Annotated in this window: 17 protein-coding genes; 11 read left to right on the forward strand and 6 right to left on the reverse strand. The window is 60.3% G+C overall.

All coding sequences use genetic code 11. From position 1 onward, the window contains the following. Positions 1-2: 2 nt before the first annotated feature. From DZG07_RS18580 to DZG07_RS18595, 4 genes are all read right to left on the reverse strand, one after another. Positions 3-485: an SRPBCC domain-containing protein gene (locus DZG07_RS18580; protein ID WP_119819464.1), complete on the reverse strand. Its 483-nt coding sequence runs from the start codon at positions 483-485 to the stop codon at positions 3-5. Next, on the reverse strand, positions 482-811 hold the full coding sequence (locus tag DZG07_RS18585; RefSeq protein ID WP_091918662.1) for a metalloregulator ArsR/SmtB family transcription factor: 330 nt from the start codon (positions 809-811) through the stop codon (positions 482-484). The genes DZG07_RS18580 and DZG07_RS18585 overlap by 4 nt, the downstream gene beginning before the upstream one ends. Positions 812-914: 103 nt before the next feature. Further along, a complete protein-coding gene (locus DZG07_RS18590; protein ID WP_162931651.1) occupies positions 915-1,475 on the reverse strand; it encodes a MarR family transcriptional regulator in 561 nt (186 codons plus the stop codon). 46 nt (positions 1,476-1,521) lie between these two features. After that, complete coding sequence (locus tag DZG07_RS18595) at positions 1,522-2,883, reverse strand: MmgE/PrpD family protein (RefSeq protein ID WP_162931652.1); 1,362 nt, start codon at positions 2,881-2,883, stop codon at positions 1,522-1,524. 420 nt (positions 2,884-3,303) lie between these two features. Between DZG07_RS18595 and DZG07_RS18600 the strand changes: the two genes are divergently transcribed. From DZG07_RS18600 to DZG07_RS18640, 9 genes are all read left to right on the forward strand, one after another. Next, positions 3,304-4,746, forward strand: coding sequence for a M20/M25/M40 family metallo-hydrolase (locus tag DZG07_RS18600; RefSeq protein ID WP_245429515.1), 1,443 nt, complete (start codon positions 3,304-3,306; stop codon positions 4,744-4,746). Next, positions 4,697-5,305, forward strand: coding sequence for a tripartite tricarboxylate transporter TctB family protein (locus tag DZG07_RS18605; protein WP_119821870.1), 609 nt, complete (start codon positions 4,697-4,699; stop codon positions 5,303-5,305). The genes DZG07_RS18600 and DZG07_RS18605 overlap by 50 nt, the downstream gene beginning before the upstream one ends. After that, entirely contained in the window at positions 5,305-6,831 is a 1,527-nt protein-coding gene (locus tag DZG07_RS18610; protein WP_119819475.1) for a tripartite tricarboxylate transporter permease, read from the forward strand. The genes DZG07_RS18605 and DZG07_RS18610 overlap by 1 nt, the downstream gene beginning before the upstream one ends. Before the next feature lie 53 nt (positions 6,832-6,884). After that, complete coding sequence (locus DZG07_RS18615) at positions 6,885-7,853, forward strand: tripartite tricarboxylate transporter substrate binding protein (RefSeq protein WP_119819478.1); 969 nt, start codon at positions 6,885-6,887, stop codon at positions 7,851-7,853. Between the two features lie 78 nt (positions 7,854-7,931). Continuing rightward, positions 7,932-8,687 carry an SDR family NAD(P)-dependent oxidoreductase gene (locus DZG07_RS18620; RefSeq protein ID WP_091918669.1) on the forward strand — a complete coding sequence of 252 codons (756 nt, stop codon included), beginning with the start codon at positions 7,932-7,934 and terminating at the stop codon, positions 8,685-8,687. 64 nt (positions 8,688-8,751) lie between these two features. Next, positions 8,752-9,171, forward strand: coding sequence for an organic hydroperoxide resistance protein (locus DZG07_RS18625; protein ID WP_119819481.1), 420 nt, complete (start codon positions 8,752-8,754; stop codon positions 9,169-9,171). A gap of 21 nt (positions 9,172-9,192) precedes the next feature. Next, entirely contained in the window at positions 9,193-9,918 is a 726-nt protein-coding gene (locus tag DZG07_RS18630) for an aspartate/glutamate racemase family protein (protein ID WP_119819484.1), read from the forward strand. A 10-nt stretch (positions 9,919-9,928) separates the two neighbouring features. Continuing rightward, on the forward strand, positions 9,929-10,888 hold the full coding sequence (locus tag DZG07_RS18635) for a tripartite tricarboxylate transporter substrate binding protein (RefSeq protein WP_119819487.1): 960 nt from the start codon (positions 9,929-9,931) through the stop codon (positions 10,886-10,888). Between the two features lie 65 nt (positions 10,889-10,953). Further along, positions 10,954-12,666, forward strand: a complete 1,713-nt coding sequence (locus DZG07_RS18640; protein ID WP_119819490.1) for a M28 family peptidase — start codon at positions 10,954-10,956, stop codon at positions 12,664-12,666. Positions 12,667-12,711: 45 nt separating this feature from the next. On the opposite strand, the gene DZG07_RS18645 is transcribed toward DZG07_RS18640, so the two are convergent. After that, entirely contained in the window at positions 12,712-13,617 is a 906-nt protein-coding gene (locus DZG07_RS18645; RefSeq protein WP_119819493.1) for a LysR family transcriptional regulator, read from the reverse strand. Between the two features lie 112 nt (positions 13,618-13,729). Between DZG07_RS18645 and DZG07_RS18650 the strand changes: the two genes are divergently transcribed. Beyond that, complete coding sequence (locus DZG07_RS18650; protein WP_119813455.1) at positions 13,730-14,323, forward strand: isochorismatase family protein; 594 nt, start codon at positions 13,730-13,732, stop codon at positions 14,321-14,323. Between the two features lie 56 nt (positions 14,324-14,379). Here the strand turns inward: DZG07_RS18650 and DZG07_RS18655 are convergent, their stop codons facing one another. Further along, on the reverse strand, positions 14,380-14,703 hold the full coding sequence (locus DZG07_RS18655) for a helix-turn-helix domain-containing protein (protein ID WP_091914559.1): 324 nt from the start codon (positions 14,701-14,703) through the stop codon (positions 14,380-14,382). Between the two features lie 84 nt (positions 14,704-14,787). Between DZG07_RS18655 and DZG07_RS18660 the strand changes: the two genes are divergently transcribed. After that, positions 14,788-15,153, forward strand: coding sequence for a putative quinol monooxygenase (locus DZG07_RS18660; RefSeq protein WP_119819496.1), 366 nt, complete (start codon positions 14,788-14,790; stop codon positions 15,151-15,153). The last annotated feature ends 9 nt before the right edge of the window (positions 15,154-15,162 follow it).

Consider the following 15,162-nt stretch of genomic DNA (forward strand, 5'->3'; position numbering starts at 1 on the left):
CGTCAGTGCAGCTTTTTCGAAGAAACCTGTTCTGCAGCCATGACATCCAGCCTTTGGAAGCACTTCGGCCAGCCTTGGCTCATATTGTTGAAAGCCGTGTCATTCTTCGGCGTGACGAAGCCGGAGTGGACAAGGCGAAGGCGGGTTCCGTTGTCGACCCTGGACAGGATAAATGTGACGACCGTGTCCAACCGCGAACCATATCCGACGTTTCCGTCATCTCCGCCTTTCCAGGCGTAGGCGAGGCGCTCGTTCGGCACCACCTCCAGCACCTGGCAGCGAATGACACCATCCCACCTGCCTGCCGGCGTCGTCTGAAACGTGAAGTGCCTGCCCTCCACGGGCTCGAACCCCGTCGGCTCCATCATCCAGCGGGCGATCAGATCGCCGGTTGTCAGCGCTTTCCAGATGGTCTGCGGAGCATGCGGAAAGACCTCGTCGACCACAATCTCTTGCGTGCCGGATTTCAATGCAGCGTCGTTCATGGATCGATTTCCTTCAGCAATTCTCGGAGATCTGCAAAGCGCTCGCGCCAGAAGACGCCGTAGTGGCTCATCCAGTCGGCCAGCGGCGCGAGGCCCTCCGGCTGGGCGCGATAATAGACGTTCCGGCCCTCGGGTCGCTCTGCGACCAGACCGGCCTGCTTCAAGGATTTGAGATGCTGGGAGACGGCGCCTTGTGTCACCCCACTCCCCCGCGTCAGTTCGACCACGGTAATCTCGTCGGACTTGACGACCCGCTCGAACACAGCGCGCCGCGTTGGATCGGCGAGTGCGCGCATGACAGCGTTGATGGCAGCGGCTTCGGTCATGAAAAGAGATTAGTATACACTAATTGATTAGTCAAGCCTAATCAGTTTCATCATCTCAAGGGTCGAGTCCGCGCATTACCGCAGACCCCAAACCGGCCAGATATCAGGATTCCAGCTCACCACCCGGGTCGCGCGCGGACATGTTGTCCGCGGCTAGATTCTCGGTCATTTTGTCGATGACCTTCTTGAATGTGGAGATATCCTCGTCTGACAGTCCGCGAAGGGCAATCGCGTCGATCTCCATGTGGATGTCCCTGACCTGTTCGTAGAGGCGCCTGGCCGGGACAGTGAGGTAGATATTGATCTTGCGAATGTCCTGTTTGTTTCGGACCCGAACGATAAGTCCGCTATTCTCCATCTTCTTCAGCGTGTCGGTGGTGGTACCCTCGACGAGCTGGGCCGCCTTTGCCAGTTCACGCTGGGTAACACCGTCCTTTTCCCACAGGCAGCGCAGATAGGTCGACATTGCAACCGTCAACTCCTTGTCGGCTATGCGGTTTTGCAAGGCTATCAATAACTCGCGATGGGCACTCCTCGTTACGAGATTCAGTGAGCGGAAGTGGGGTGTCTGCCTGTCATCGATGGGGCTGCCGCCTTCCAGAGACGGCGCCTGCGTACTGCGTTCGGCCAGCGTTTTGGCCGCACGTCGAAGCTCTTTCGCCATTAAACCTTCTATCCCTCCACCCATTTTTCGCTTCATGTCCGAAGCGTCATGCCGGGCGCGCGCACGCCAAGACGGCGATCTCGCGCGCGCTGCGCCGCTGCGCAACGGCATCTATGATCTTGCCGGCCCTTTCGTCACCGATCACGGGTCCGACCAGCTTGCCGAATTTATCGGCAAGCATACGCCACAGCTTTGCGTCATCACGCTCCAGGCTATCTGCCCGCGCTTCTTCCGTCACAGCACGACCGCTGCGATCTCTCAGCGTAACGCTCGTTTCCCACTCGGGTATATCGTCTGAAGCCCGCACTTCGGTCATCGCCATCAATCGGCGTATCACCGGTAGATCGATCGAGTGTTCGCTGTAGGCCGCGATCGATGAGGTGTCGATCCCGGCAAGTCCAGCAGCCACCGCAAACGGCAGGCTGAGCTTCGCTTCGGCACCCGATCGCGGCGTATGAATTCGACAAAGGCGCTTCACACCCGGCGACACCACGACGTCAATTGCTGAAAGCGCGTCGCTGTCGAAATTCGGCCGCGCGGCATGTGCGGCGGACGCCGCGATAGCGGCCTGGGCGCCACCACAGGCCGCATGGAATTTGAACATGATATCAAGCATTTCAAAATGCGCATTCTGGTCGCCAATCGTGTCATCCCAGATCGGAGCCTGGGTTCGGCTTTGCGCGTAACCGCTGCGGCACTCGATGACGCTCGGATTGGCCGAAGCACCGAACTGGGCCAGGTCGGCACAGCGGACACCCGATGCCGCCGCGGCTCCAATCTGCACGAGGCCTGCGCTATACATGCCGTTGCAATGGAGACCGCTGGCCATCGCGCCGGCCAGGCCCAGCGCCGTGTGGATGTGGTCTTCGGGCACCCGGGCAGCGATACAGGCAGCCGCAGCGGCGCCGAACACGCCTGTCTGGCTTGCCGGTGTAAAGCCGTGTTGATACGCCTCGTAACCCAGCATGCGACCGAGCCTGCAGGTAATCTCCACACCCCCGACAACTGCGGCGAGCAAATCGCTGCCATCGCAACACGAACGCTCGGCGGCAGCAAAGGCGGCGGCTATGGGCGCAGCGGACGGATGACCGTACATGCGCAGGTAGGTATCGTCATAATCGTGCAGGTGCGCGGCCGATCCATTGACCAACGCCGCGATTTCAGCGCCTCCCGACTCCCCTGTTCCCAGCAACGAGGCCTCGGGTGCTCCACCGCATTTGCGCGCGTACTCCAGGAGCGGCCTTTGAAAGGGATCGGCGTTTCCTGCAATGACGCAGCCCAGCCAATCGAGAAGACATCGTTGGCCTGCGGCAACCACCTTCGGATCGAGCGAACCGAGGCGCATGCCGCCAGCAAACCCCGCCAGCAAAGCTGTAATCGGGGGCACGTCGTCCTGTGGTGCCATCATGAACTTCCCTGGCCGATTGGAGGCAACCTCCAATCCTGAAACGATTCCATACAATTTTCTTATGAAGCATAATCGATCGCGCATCTTCAATAGAAATATGGGCTAATTTTGCCATTTACAGCAGTTGACAACACTTCATAACCGAAGCATTCTTCAAATTATGTCGATCATAGACATCGGATCCGAGGGGCCAGCCGGGGCCAATATGCCCTCATTGGAGACGCGGATATTTCAATAGGAAGTCGCTTGTCGTTCGCGATCTGGCGGCTGTGTCGTTGCTCAAGAAGAACGCCTCTGTCGGCAACCTGAAACAGGCGCCGGCGCGCGGTAGTGCGCCGAAAAGACGGTGCGGCAGTGTGAACGATCGCGAGATCAAGACGAGACTAAAAACAGGACGAGCCAGTGCAGTCAGTTGGGAGAATGCAGCAAATGGATGCCAGCCGAGACGGTGCGATCAATCAGGCACGTCATATCTTCGACAGCGGACTATTCGTGGACCGTCTGGCGCAAATGGTCGAGGTGCCTACAGAAAGCCATCCGCCGCTGCACCAGGCCGACCTGTACCGTTATTGTCACGAAGTGATTGCGCCGATGATCGGCGAAATGGGCTTTTCCAGCAAGATTTATGACAACTCGCGCAAAGAGCACGGTCCGTTCCTTATCGGAACGCGCATTGAAGATCCGGCGCTTCCCACGCTCCTGATATATGGGCACGGCGACGTCGTCCGGGCGATGCCGGAGCGGTGGCGCGAGGGACTTGATCCCTACAAGCTCACCGTCGAAGCCGACAAGATCTATGGACGCGGCACCGTCGACAACAAGGGACAACATCTGATCGCCATCCTGGCCCTGAAAGCGGTTCTGTCCGAACGAGGCCGGCTCGGCTTCAACACCAAAATCTTCATAGAAACGGGAGAGGAGGCAGGCTCTCCAGGCATCAGCGAATTCATCAACACGCACCGCGACGAATGCGCCGCCGATGTCTTCATCGCACTTGATGGCCCGCGACAGAGCCGCGCTGTTCCCGACATTCAACTCGGCACGCGCGGCGGTATCGCCATGGATCTCATCGTCGACTTGCGGGAAGGAAGCCATCACTCAGGCCATTGGGGTGGATTGCTCGCTGATCCAGCCATCGTCCTAGCGCACGCCCTCTCGTCGATCGTCAGCCGCGACGGCCGTATTCTGGTCGAGGGCTGGCGCCCGGCCAACGTGCCTGAAAGCGTAAAGGCAGCCAGCCGCGCGGTGGTGTCGGAAATCCTGCCAGGCGCACCGGTCCCCGACGACTACTGGGGCGAGCCCGGCCTTACCAATGCGGAGCGCATTTATGCGTGGAACAGCGCCATCGTCCTGGCGATGGTTTCGGGCCAGCCCGAGTCGCCGGTGAACGCTGTTGCCGGCTTCGCACGATCGCGCCTTCAGCTGCGCCACACTGTGGACACCGACCCGGCCACCGTCATTCCTGCTCTGAAAAGCCATCTGGTCGAAAAGGGCTTTCCTGAGGTCAAGGTCGAGGCAGTCGTCGAGCGCGACTGGTTTCCACCGTCGCGAACCGATCCAGACCATCCCTGGGTGCAGTTCGTCGCAGCCTCGATGCAGAAGACCATCGGGCGGAAGCCAAACATTGTTCCGACCGTTGGAGCTTCGGGCCCTTCGGAATTCTTCAAGTCCGTGCTCGACGTACCGATCATGTGGATTCCGAACTCCTATGGGGGCTGCGGCCAGCACGGACCAAACGAACACGGTCTTGGTTCGCAGTTTCGGGAAGGGCTCGAACTGATGGCAGGCGTTTTCTGGGACAGCGGGGAACTCGATGCACCGCGCCGGAAAACATCGAGCGCCGCTGAAAACCTATCAGTCTAATCTAGCAAAGATCACAATAAAAATAAAAAAACCACGGGAACAACACAAGAGAATAAAAAAATCTTCAAGGCATAAACTTGAAGATTTGTCGAAAATGGGGGTTCAAAATATGCTTTCGCGTGACTATCGAGATATTATTACTGGCGGAGCTTTGTTCGCCATGGGTTTATTCGTAGCTATCTACAGTCTTTCCCATTACCCGCTGGGCAAGATGACACGGATGGGGCCCGGCATGTTTCCGACCGGCCTGGGATTGCTGCTGGCGGGCTTTGGCGCCGTCATAGCAATCTCTGCCCTCTGGCGTGGCGGCACCTGGCCCGAGGTTGATGTGCGCGCAGCCGTCGCGGTCATCGCCAGTGTCGCCAGCTTCGCTATTTTCATCGACCGCATTGGCATGGTCCCGACAGTGGCGATCATGTCGGTACTCGCGGTTGCCGGTGACAAAAACGGCACGGTCAAACGCGCGGCCAGCCTGGCGATAGGCCTCAATCTGCTGGCAGTCCCCATCTTCATCTACGGTCTTGATCTGCCGATCGCTCTTGCGAAGTGGTCCTTCTGATGGACTCGATCAGCCCACTCTACACCAACGTCCTCCTCGGCCTCAGCACGGCGCTGGCACCGCAGAATCTGTTCTACTGCTTTGTCGGCGTCGTGGTCGGCATGCTGGTCGGCGTGCTGCCCGGCATCGGCGCGATGGCAGCGATCTCGATGCTGTTTCCGCTCACATTCTACCTGGACCCGACAGCGGCCATCATCATGCTGGCCGGCATCTATTACGGCACCGCCTATGGCGGGTCGACTACATCTATCCTGCTCAACATTCCCGGCGAACCGTCATCGGCCGTGACTGCCTTCGACGGTTATCCAATGGCTCAGAAAGGCCGGGCCGGTGCTGCGCTGATGGTCACCACGCTGGCATCCTTTATCGGCGGCAGCGTCGGCATCATCTTCATGATGCTGTTCTCGCCGATAATCGTCAGCTACGCGCTCCAGTTCGGTGCATGGGAATATTTTGCGCTGATGGTTCTCGGCCTGGTCGCCGCATCGGCCGTTTCGGAAGCCAGTGTCTTTAAGAGCCTCGCGATGGTGGTTTTTGGCATTATCTTCGGAACAGTCGGCATCGACATCTACACCGGGGTCTACCGGTTTGATTTCGCCAGCATCCACCTGCGCGACGGCATCAGCCTAGAAGCCTTCGCAATGGGACTCTTCGGCGTCTCCGAAGTCATCGCCAGCATACGCACCGTCAGTGTTGAAGGTGCACAGATCCGCAAGGTCACATTTCGTTCCATGATCCTCACGCGCAACGAGGTGAAGCGCTCCGCCATGCCAGTCGTCCGCGGGACGCTGATCGGAAGCGTCCTCGGTGCCCTGCCCGGTACGGGCGCAACGATCGCCTCCTTCCTCTCCTACGCTGTTGAGCGCCGCGTTTCGCGCCGCCCTGACGAGTTCGGCAAAGGTGCGATCGAGGGCGTCGCCTCGCCTGAGGCAGCCAACAACGCCGCAGGCCAGACAGCCTTCATCCCGACGATGGCCTTGGGCATTCCCGGCACGGCGACCATGGCGATCATGCTCAGTGCGCTCGTGATCCAGGGCATTACGCCCGGTCCGATGCTGATGGCAGAGCGCCCCGACATATTCTGGGGTCTCATCATGAGCTTCTGGGTTGGAAACGTGATGCTGCTGGCGCTGAACATCCCGCTGATCGGCGTATGGGTCAGCATGCTCCGGATACCCTACGGCATTCTCTACCCGGCCGTGCTGCTGTTCGTCTGCATCGGTGTCTACAGCGTGAAGAATAGCAGCTTCGATGTCTGGGCAGTGCTGTTCTTTGGCGTGGTCGGCTATCTGATGCGCCTCGGTGGACTGCCACTGGCGCCGATGGTCCTGGGCATTGTCCTTGGACCTATGATGGAAGAGCACTTTCGACGTGGGATGCTCCTCAGCCGCGGCGACTTCGTGGATGTCTTCACGCGACCGATCAGCGGCGCAGTCATGGCCGCCACGCTCGCCCTGCTGCTCTGGGGGCTCTGGCGCAACCTGAAAAAGAAAACCGGCGTAGTGCCGATCACGGAAGTCGACTGACTCGCCGAGAAATTGGCGACGGATTCTCGAATTATCCTAACGTGAGGAAAATCATGAAAAACATGCTTATGGCTCTTGCCAGCGTGGTGGCCGTACTGACCTGCTCCACAGCCGGCGCGCAGACTGCCTTTCCGACCAAACCCATCACCCTTATCGTAACATCCGACGCCGGTGGCCCGGTGGACAGCATAGCGAGGCTGTTGCGCGAAGGCATGTCCACGGAACTGGGGCAGCCCGTCATCGTCGAGAACCGCTCCTCCGGCGGGGGGACGGTGGCGGCCGCAGAGGTCGCGCACGCCGCGCCCGACGGTTACACCTTGATCATCGCGGCCGGCAGCACCATCGTCTACACCCCGCTGATGTCGAAGGTCGATTTCGACACGATAAAGGACTTCGAGGCCGTCACGCTGGTCGCAACCCTTGCTCCTGTCCTCGTCGTCAATAAAGAACTCCCGGTTAAAACCATGGCTGACTTCGTCGCGTTGGCGAAGTCTCGTCCTGGCGAACTCACCTATGCTTCCGCCGGCAGCGGCAGCGCCAGTCACCTCGCTGCCGAGTTGATGAAAAATCTCGCCGGCATTGATGTCTTGCATATTCCATATGCCGGCGCGGCGAAGGCTGCCAACGCATTGCTGGCCAACGAAGTCGATGCCTTCTTCTCCGGTCCACTGAACGCCCTGCCCTACATGAAGTCCGGACAGTTCAGGGCTTTGATGGTGACCGATACCAAGAGGCAACCGATGCTGCCCGATGTGCCGTCGGCACCGGAGGCCGGCCTGCCTGATCTGGAGGTAGTCGGCATCTTCGGAATCCTGGCGCCGAAGGGAACCCCGAAAGAGATCCTCGAACAGATCCATGCAGCGGCGGTTGCAACGCTCGAAATGCCCGCCGTCAAAACGCAAATGGCCAATTTGGGCTACACCGTGCCGGCGAGCGGCCCCGATGAATTCGGCTCCTACCTCCGCGACCAGATCACCTTCTGGGGACCGATGATCAAGAAACTCGGCATTTCGCTCGAATAGCAAAACGTGCCGGCCGGTCGTTCGCGATAGGCCGGTCACGCAACCGCGGTCAGACACGCATTTCAGGAAAGACGAACAATGAATCTCGATTTTACTGCCAGCAAAGTCATAGTTGTTGGCGCGGCAGGGGCGATCGGCCAAGCCATATCTCTGGAATTTGCCCGCAGCGGTGCCACGGTTCTTGCCTGCGACATAGCGTCGGAAGCACTGGCCTCCCTGCAGGAGGCGGCTGCCAACCTTAGCGGCGAGATTTCGGTGGCGACGTGCGATGTCACCGACGAAGACGCGGTGAACAATCTGGTTTCCGGGTTCGGCGATGTGGACGTGCTCGCCTATGTCGCCGGTGGACTGCATGGAGCAGTCTCGACACCTTTGGAGAAGGTGACGACGGCAAGCTGGCAAGCCGTTGTCGACATCAACCTGCTGGGCGCTTTCTTCTTTTGCCGGGCAGTGACGGAAGGAATGAAGCGCGCCGGCAAAGGACGGATCATCGTCATTTCAAGCGGCGCGGGGCTCAGGCCGTCTTTGACCGGCATTCAGAGCTACTGCGCATCCAAGCATGGGGTGGTTGGTTTCATAAAGCAGATCGGGCTGGAACTGGGACCCTTCGGCATTACTGCGAATTCGGTGGCGCCAGGCTTCATCCTCACCGGACCGGACTCCCGCCGGCAGTGGGAGAATTGGGACGCCGAGGTCCAGGAAAATTTCCGCAGCAAGCTGGCCGGCCAAAGGCTTGGCCTGCCAGAGGACATTGCAAACGCCACGCTGTTCTTTGCCTCGGCGCAAGCCGCCTGGGTGACGGGACAGACGCTTCTGGTCAGCGGGCAGCCATGACAGCCACTCCGGCAACTGCCGGAGTCTTCAATCAAATTGCAACGTATGGAAACGGGGAATTGAAGTGCAAAGCGTAATCGTAAAAGAACTCTACACAGCTGAAGTCCGCACGACGGGTGGCCGGGCTGGCCATACCACATCGAGCGACGGTATCCTCGATCTCGATCTCGCTCGTCCCGGCAGCAGTCGTGGCACCAATCCGGAGCAGCTTTTGGCTGCGGGCTGGTCGGCGTGCTTCCAAAGCGCGCTTGCCCATGCAGGACGCACGCGCGGCATCGATACATCCGCCTCGGTGGTGACAGCCAAGGTCACGCTCGGCAACGAGGCTGACGGGGGCTACGCGCTGAAGGCGTCGTTGCGCATTCAAATTCCCGGAATTGAACTCGAGATCGCCCAGGAACTCGTCGAAGAGGCGCACCGCACCTGTCCCTATTCCAAGGCGACCCGCGGCAACATCGACGCCAGCGTCGAAGCCATATCCTGAACCGCAGAAGAGGAACAAACCATGCGCATAGCAGCCATAAGCCCAAGCGCCGACGACGGACTTCCCGAAGAAGAGATGGTCCGCCGGCAAAAAAGACTCGAATCCTACATGTCGCCCGGCACCGAGTTCGAGCAGCTCTATATTGCCGGAAACAGCATCTTCAACGAGAAATTCTCCTGGAAGCACGGCCTCGATGTGATGGATCGGACCGCCGCGCTGGCGATCAAGGCGGCAGAAACGCGGCCCGACGTGATCATGATCCAGGGCGGCATCGAGCCCGGCGTGAAGGCCGCACGCGAGAAGATCAAGGACATACCGATCGTGAGCACAGGTCAGTCGACCTACAATGCCGCATTCCAGCTCGGCGAGCAGGTCGGCTACAAGCTCGGGCTAATCGTCTATGAAGACCCGGTCATTGAACCGATCATGGACCAGGCACGCTACTATCGCGCCGACTGGATGGTGACCGATTGCAGGTCGATCGGCATCCCGACCAATGAGCTCTATCCTCGCCGTCCGGAGGTTCGAGAACGCGTCATCGCCGTCGCCAAGGACCTGGTGCGGGACGGCGCGACGATGATCTTTCCGCAGGGCTTGTCCATGTGCCCAGCAACAATTGGAGAGGATGAACTGTCAGCCGAAATCGGCGTGCCGGTGCTCAACGGGCTGAAGATCCTGGTTCGCACCGCCGAGATGATGGGCTCGCTTCGCATGCTCAGCCACGCCGCACAAACATCCCTCCGCTAGGACGCCTCAGATGAAAAAGTCATTGCTTGCAGCCTTCGTCTTGTCTTTGCTCACGCTCCCTGCCGCGGCGCAGAACTATCCAACAAAACCGGTGACCGTGATCTCGACATCGTCTGCCGGTTCGCCCGGTGACACCGTCATCCGGGTGATGCGCGAGGCGATGATGGCCTCGCTCGGCCAGCCGCTGGTGATCGAAAACCGGGACAGCGCCGGCGGAACGGTGGCCGTGACATCGGTGATCGATGCCGCGCCGGACGGCTATACGCTCCTGTCGACCGGCGCCGGCCCGATCGTCTACAATCCGTTCCTGATGGCGAGCGTCACCTACAAGGTCGACGACCTGAAGCCCGTCGTACTGCTGACAAAGCTGCCTACGGTCCTGATTGTCAATTCCAAGCTCGGCGTGAAGACGTTCCAGGAACTGGTCGCACTGGCCAAGAGCAAGCCGGGTGAATTGAGAGTGGGTTCCGCGGGCAACGGCACGCCCACGCATCTGGCTGCCGAGATGATGATGCAGGTAACCGGAACGGAAGTGCTGCACATCCCCTACCGCGGTACGCCCGCTGCCGCGACCGCGGTGCTTTCCAATGAAGTCGACATGGTGTTCAGCTCCTACGGCAACGTAGCCCAGTATATTTCAGGGGGCGAAGTCGTACCGTTGGTCGTCAACGACACCGCACCGGTCAAGGCGATGCCTCAACTCCCCACGGCGGCAGACGTCGGATACCCGAACTTCATCGTCAACGGCTGGTTCGGCCTTTTCGTGCCGAAAGATACGCCGGACGATACCGTCGCCAAGATCGCGGCGGCGGCTGCCGCAGCCGCTGGCGACGAGAAAGTCGTCGAAACTCTCGAGAAGCTTGGCTTTACCGTCGCATCGACGACGCCGGACGAGTTCAAAGCGTTCGTGAAGGACGACATCGACCGCTGGGGGGCCGTCATCAAGGCCGCGGGCATCGAACCGCAGTAACTGACCACCGGGCCGTCCACAGACAAGGTCCGGTTCGACCGCAACGCAGCTTGAACGAGATCGCAATGACACTTCACCACAGCTCTCCCTCCGATTCCGTGAGCGTCACCGCCCTGATGGACTATGTCCGGGAGTTGGCGCGGTGGGAGAAATACTCAGGCACTGCCGACGAACGAACCAGCCTCGCCTATGTCGAGGAGTTCATGCAGTCATGCGGCTTTGCAACGCATGTGGTGGAGCACGACGCCTATATAAGCCTGCCGATTTCGGCTGAGGTGACGTTTGGCGATACGAGCTTCAAGTCCATCACCCACTCCTTCAGCCGGCAAAGCCCGGCTCAAGGAGTGACAGCTGAACTCGTCTATGTCGGATCGTCTCACGACTATGCCGGCAAGGATGTGCGCGGCAAGATCGTCCTGGTCGACGGCATTGCCAATCCTGTTGCCTCATACGCTGCTTCACGCGCCGGTGCGCTCGGCCAGTTGCATGTCAGTCCCCATGAAATCCTGCATGAAATGTGCGTGTCGCCGGTCTGGGGCAATCCGGCACCCGACACCCTTGCCAACCTGCCCTCCACGGTCATCTGCTCCATACTACGCTCCGACGGCGACCGGTTGAAAGCCGCGCTCGACGTTGGGACGGTGACGGTAACGCTGCGCAACACGGTCGATACCGGCTGGCGCAAGACGCCTATCCTGATTGCCGACATGGCGTCTCCCAAGGGTGATACCGACGAGCCCTACCTGCTTTTTTCCGGGCATCACGACACCTGGTATTTCGGCGTGATGGACAACGGCGCGGCGAACGCAACCATGATGGAGGTTGCAAGGCTCTGTGCAAAACGGCAGCCCAACTGGGTTCGGGGATTGCGCGTTGCCTTCTGGTCCGGCCATTCGCACGGACGGTATTCGGGGTCGACCTGGTATGCAGACAATCACTGGCAAGACCTCGAAAAGCGCTGTGTCGCGCATGTCAACGTGGACTCGACGGGAGGGCTGAACAGTCTGAACCTGGAGGAAGCTGAATCGATGTCAGTACTGCGGCCGTTGGCCGCCGAGGCGATCGCGCTGGAAAGCGGCGTCAAGATTGCAGGCCGACGCATGGCCCGGGCGGGCGACCAGTCGTTCGGCGGCATAGGCCTGCCGGCGATGTTCATGGGATTCAGCCAGCAGTCGACCGGTACGGATACATGGGTCGTGGACGGCCAGGAGCTTACCTTCAAGCGTGGGCAGCCCGGCCCTTTCGGATGGTGGTGGCATACGCCTGAAGATACGATCGACAAGATAGACCCGGAGTTGCTGGCGCGCGACACGCGGGTTTATGTGACGGTCCTCAATCGTCTTCTGGAACAGCCAGTGCTGCCACTCGATTTTGAGGCCTGGGCCGCGGAGTTCTGGCAATTCGTCGATGGCCTGACAGGCGAACTGGCAGGCCGATTTGACCTCGACCCGCTGATCCAGCGCGGGCAGCGTCTCAAACAGGCAGCGCAAACCATCGCAGGCAGCGCGCCCGGACTGGAAGACAGGATAAACCTTGCCTTGATGAAAGCGAGCCGCGCGCTGCTTCCCATCGAGTACACTACGGGCGACCGCTTTGCCCATGACCCTGCGCTCCAGCAGCCGGCCTATCCGGTGTTGAAACCGCTGGTCGATCTGGCCGGCCTCCCGGATGGCGATCCGGCACATTTCACGAAGGTAGCGGCAACGCGGGCGCGCAACCGCGTTGTGAAAGCGCTTGACGACGCCATTGAGGCCATCAAAGCCGTCCAGTGCGACTGACGTGGTGATGCGCGGCGCCACCGGAGTGGCTGGAGACCGTCTGGCTTACACCTCGGTCAGTTTGGGACGCAGCGCTTCCTCAAAATCGCTGACGATGGCCTTGATCAGGCGTTCCGTGATCCTGTCCTTCTGCCACAATGCTGTCATCGCCACGGGGGAAGGCACCCAGTCAGGCAGGACGGGAACGAGCGCGCCGCTTGCCATGGCGTCCTCGATAAGAAACCGGGGCAGATTGGCGATGCCAAGGCCGGCGCAGGCGGCGTCGGCAAGAATGGTCTGGCGATTTGCAGCAAAGCCGATCCTGGGGCGCACGGTTGTTTGCTCCCCCTGGCCATTTTTCAGATCCCATTCGACCAGATCGCGGCGGATCGCGAGGGCCGGCAGCGTCTCCAGGTCCTGCGGACTGTTCAGGTCGGAGTGTTCGGAGAGGAAGGCAGGGCTCGCGACCAAGGCACGCGGCAGGTCGGCGATTTTCCTGAACATGAGTTCGGAGTCCGCAACCGGTCCCATGCGAACGATGAGATCGTATCCTTCCTCGATGAGTGAAACCCTGCGATCCGCCAGCGTTATCTCTATCGTGACCTCAGGATATCTGGTCTTGAAGCCGATCAGAGCGGGGGCTAGAACCGCGGTCGCCATGTCCGGGGGAAGCGAGAGGCGAACTGCCCCCGATAGCGCGACGCGATCATCCTGAACCTCGGCGACAGCCTGTTCAGCCAGCATGAAGGCGGTCTTGCCCCGCTCGAAGAGTTGCTGCCCCTGTTCGGTCAGCACCACACCCTTCCTTGTCCGGCGCGCAAGCCGGACATTGAGGGTCTCTTCCAGCGCCGATAGCCGGCGCGAGAGGGTGGCCTTGGGGATACCCGTGGCGCGTTCGGCCGAGGCCAGTCCGCCGGCCTGGACGATGCGGATGAACAGTGCGAGCCCGTCGAAATCACCAAATGTCTTCATGTTTCATTTATGGAACGTGATGACGACAAATATCAAGTCTCCTCAACGTCTCGTTCCATCTGTATCTTCCACAACGAGCAATCAAGCTCGTCACGGGCAGAGGAGATCAGACATGACCACGCTATTCACCGCAGAGAACTCGGCACTTCTGCTGATCGACCATCAGGTCGGCACCATGCAGCTCATCAAGAACATCGACGTCGAGCAGGCCAAGCGCATGTCGCTCGCCCTGGCCAAGGCCGCCAGCATCCTCGGCATCCCGACGGTGCTCACCTCCAGCCAGGAGGATCGCCTGCAGGGTCCGCTGCTGCCGGAGCTGAAAGAGATCCTGCCCGACGCCTTCGACAAGCGCGTCAAGCGCGAAGGCATCGTCAATGCCTGGACCGACGCCAACTTCAAGGCGGCTGTCGAGGCGACGGGCCGCAAGAACCTGATCATGGCCGGTGTGACCACCGACGTCTGCCTGGTGTTCCCGGCGATCGACGCGGTCGGCGAAGGCTATAATGTGCAGGCCGTCATGGACGCTTCGGGATCGCCGTACGAGCTTTCCGAGGACATGTCGCGGCGCCGCATGCAGGACGCCGGCGTCATTTTGACCGCAACCAACACCATGATCGCCGAACTCGCCCAGAACTGGGGCTCGCCCAAGGGCCAGCAGCTCATCCAGTTGCTCTTCACCGAGGTCTTGCCCCCTGTCCACGCGTAACCGCGCGGCGGAGCAGAAGCGCAGGCGGCATTCAGGTTTCGCCGAAGCTGCAGCCACTATCCCGGAATAATGTCGTTGGCCGCGACCAGCGACAGAAGGCCCGGCAGCTTTGCGTCGATATCATCCCGGCGCAGAGCAGCGGTGCGGCTGTTGCCGCGATTGATCTGGCGGATAAGGCCCGCTTCCCGCAGCACCCGAAAATGGTGGGTCAGCGTCGCCTTGGTGACCGGCAGTCCAAAGGAAGCGCAGGTCCGCTCGGTCCCCTCGGGCGCACGTGCGAGTTCCGCGACGACACGGCGGCGCAGAGGATCGGCCAGCGCAGACAGCACAGGACCGATGCCGATCTCGTCCAGCTCCGGGTGCCCTTCGCTATCTGCCATCGTGTTTTCTCGCACAAGGTATGTATTGCATCGTACCTATCAATCCGCTAGGTATGTATTTCATCATACCAATCGGAGTGCACGATGTCCAACGCCGCCTTTTCCTTGCCTGAACCAGATCCCGGCGAAACCGGGGCCTACTCCCTGGTCGGTCAGGCGCGCGCCAAACCGGGACAAGGCGACGCTCTGGAAGCGGCGTTGCTCGCGCTCGTCGAGCCGACGCGCCGGGAGGCCGGCGCGCTGCAATACCATGTGCATCGCGACCGGGCGGATCCAGAGCTGTTTGTCTTCTACGAGGCGTGGCAAAGTCTCGACCATCTGAAGGCGCATCTCGAGCAACCCTACGTCACGGACTATCTCGCACGGCGCATGGACTACCTTGCCGAAGACATGACAGTGCGCTGGCTGAAGATGGCGAGCCCCTATCCCGTTATCAGGAATACTATCTGAAGCTGGTGC

The organism is Mesorhizobium sp. DCY119 (assembly GCF_003590645.1).
Lineage (GTDB): Bacteria > Pseudomonadota > Alphaproteobacteria > Rhizobiales > Rhizobiaceae > Mesorhizobium_M.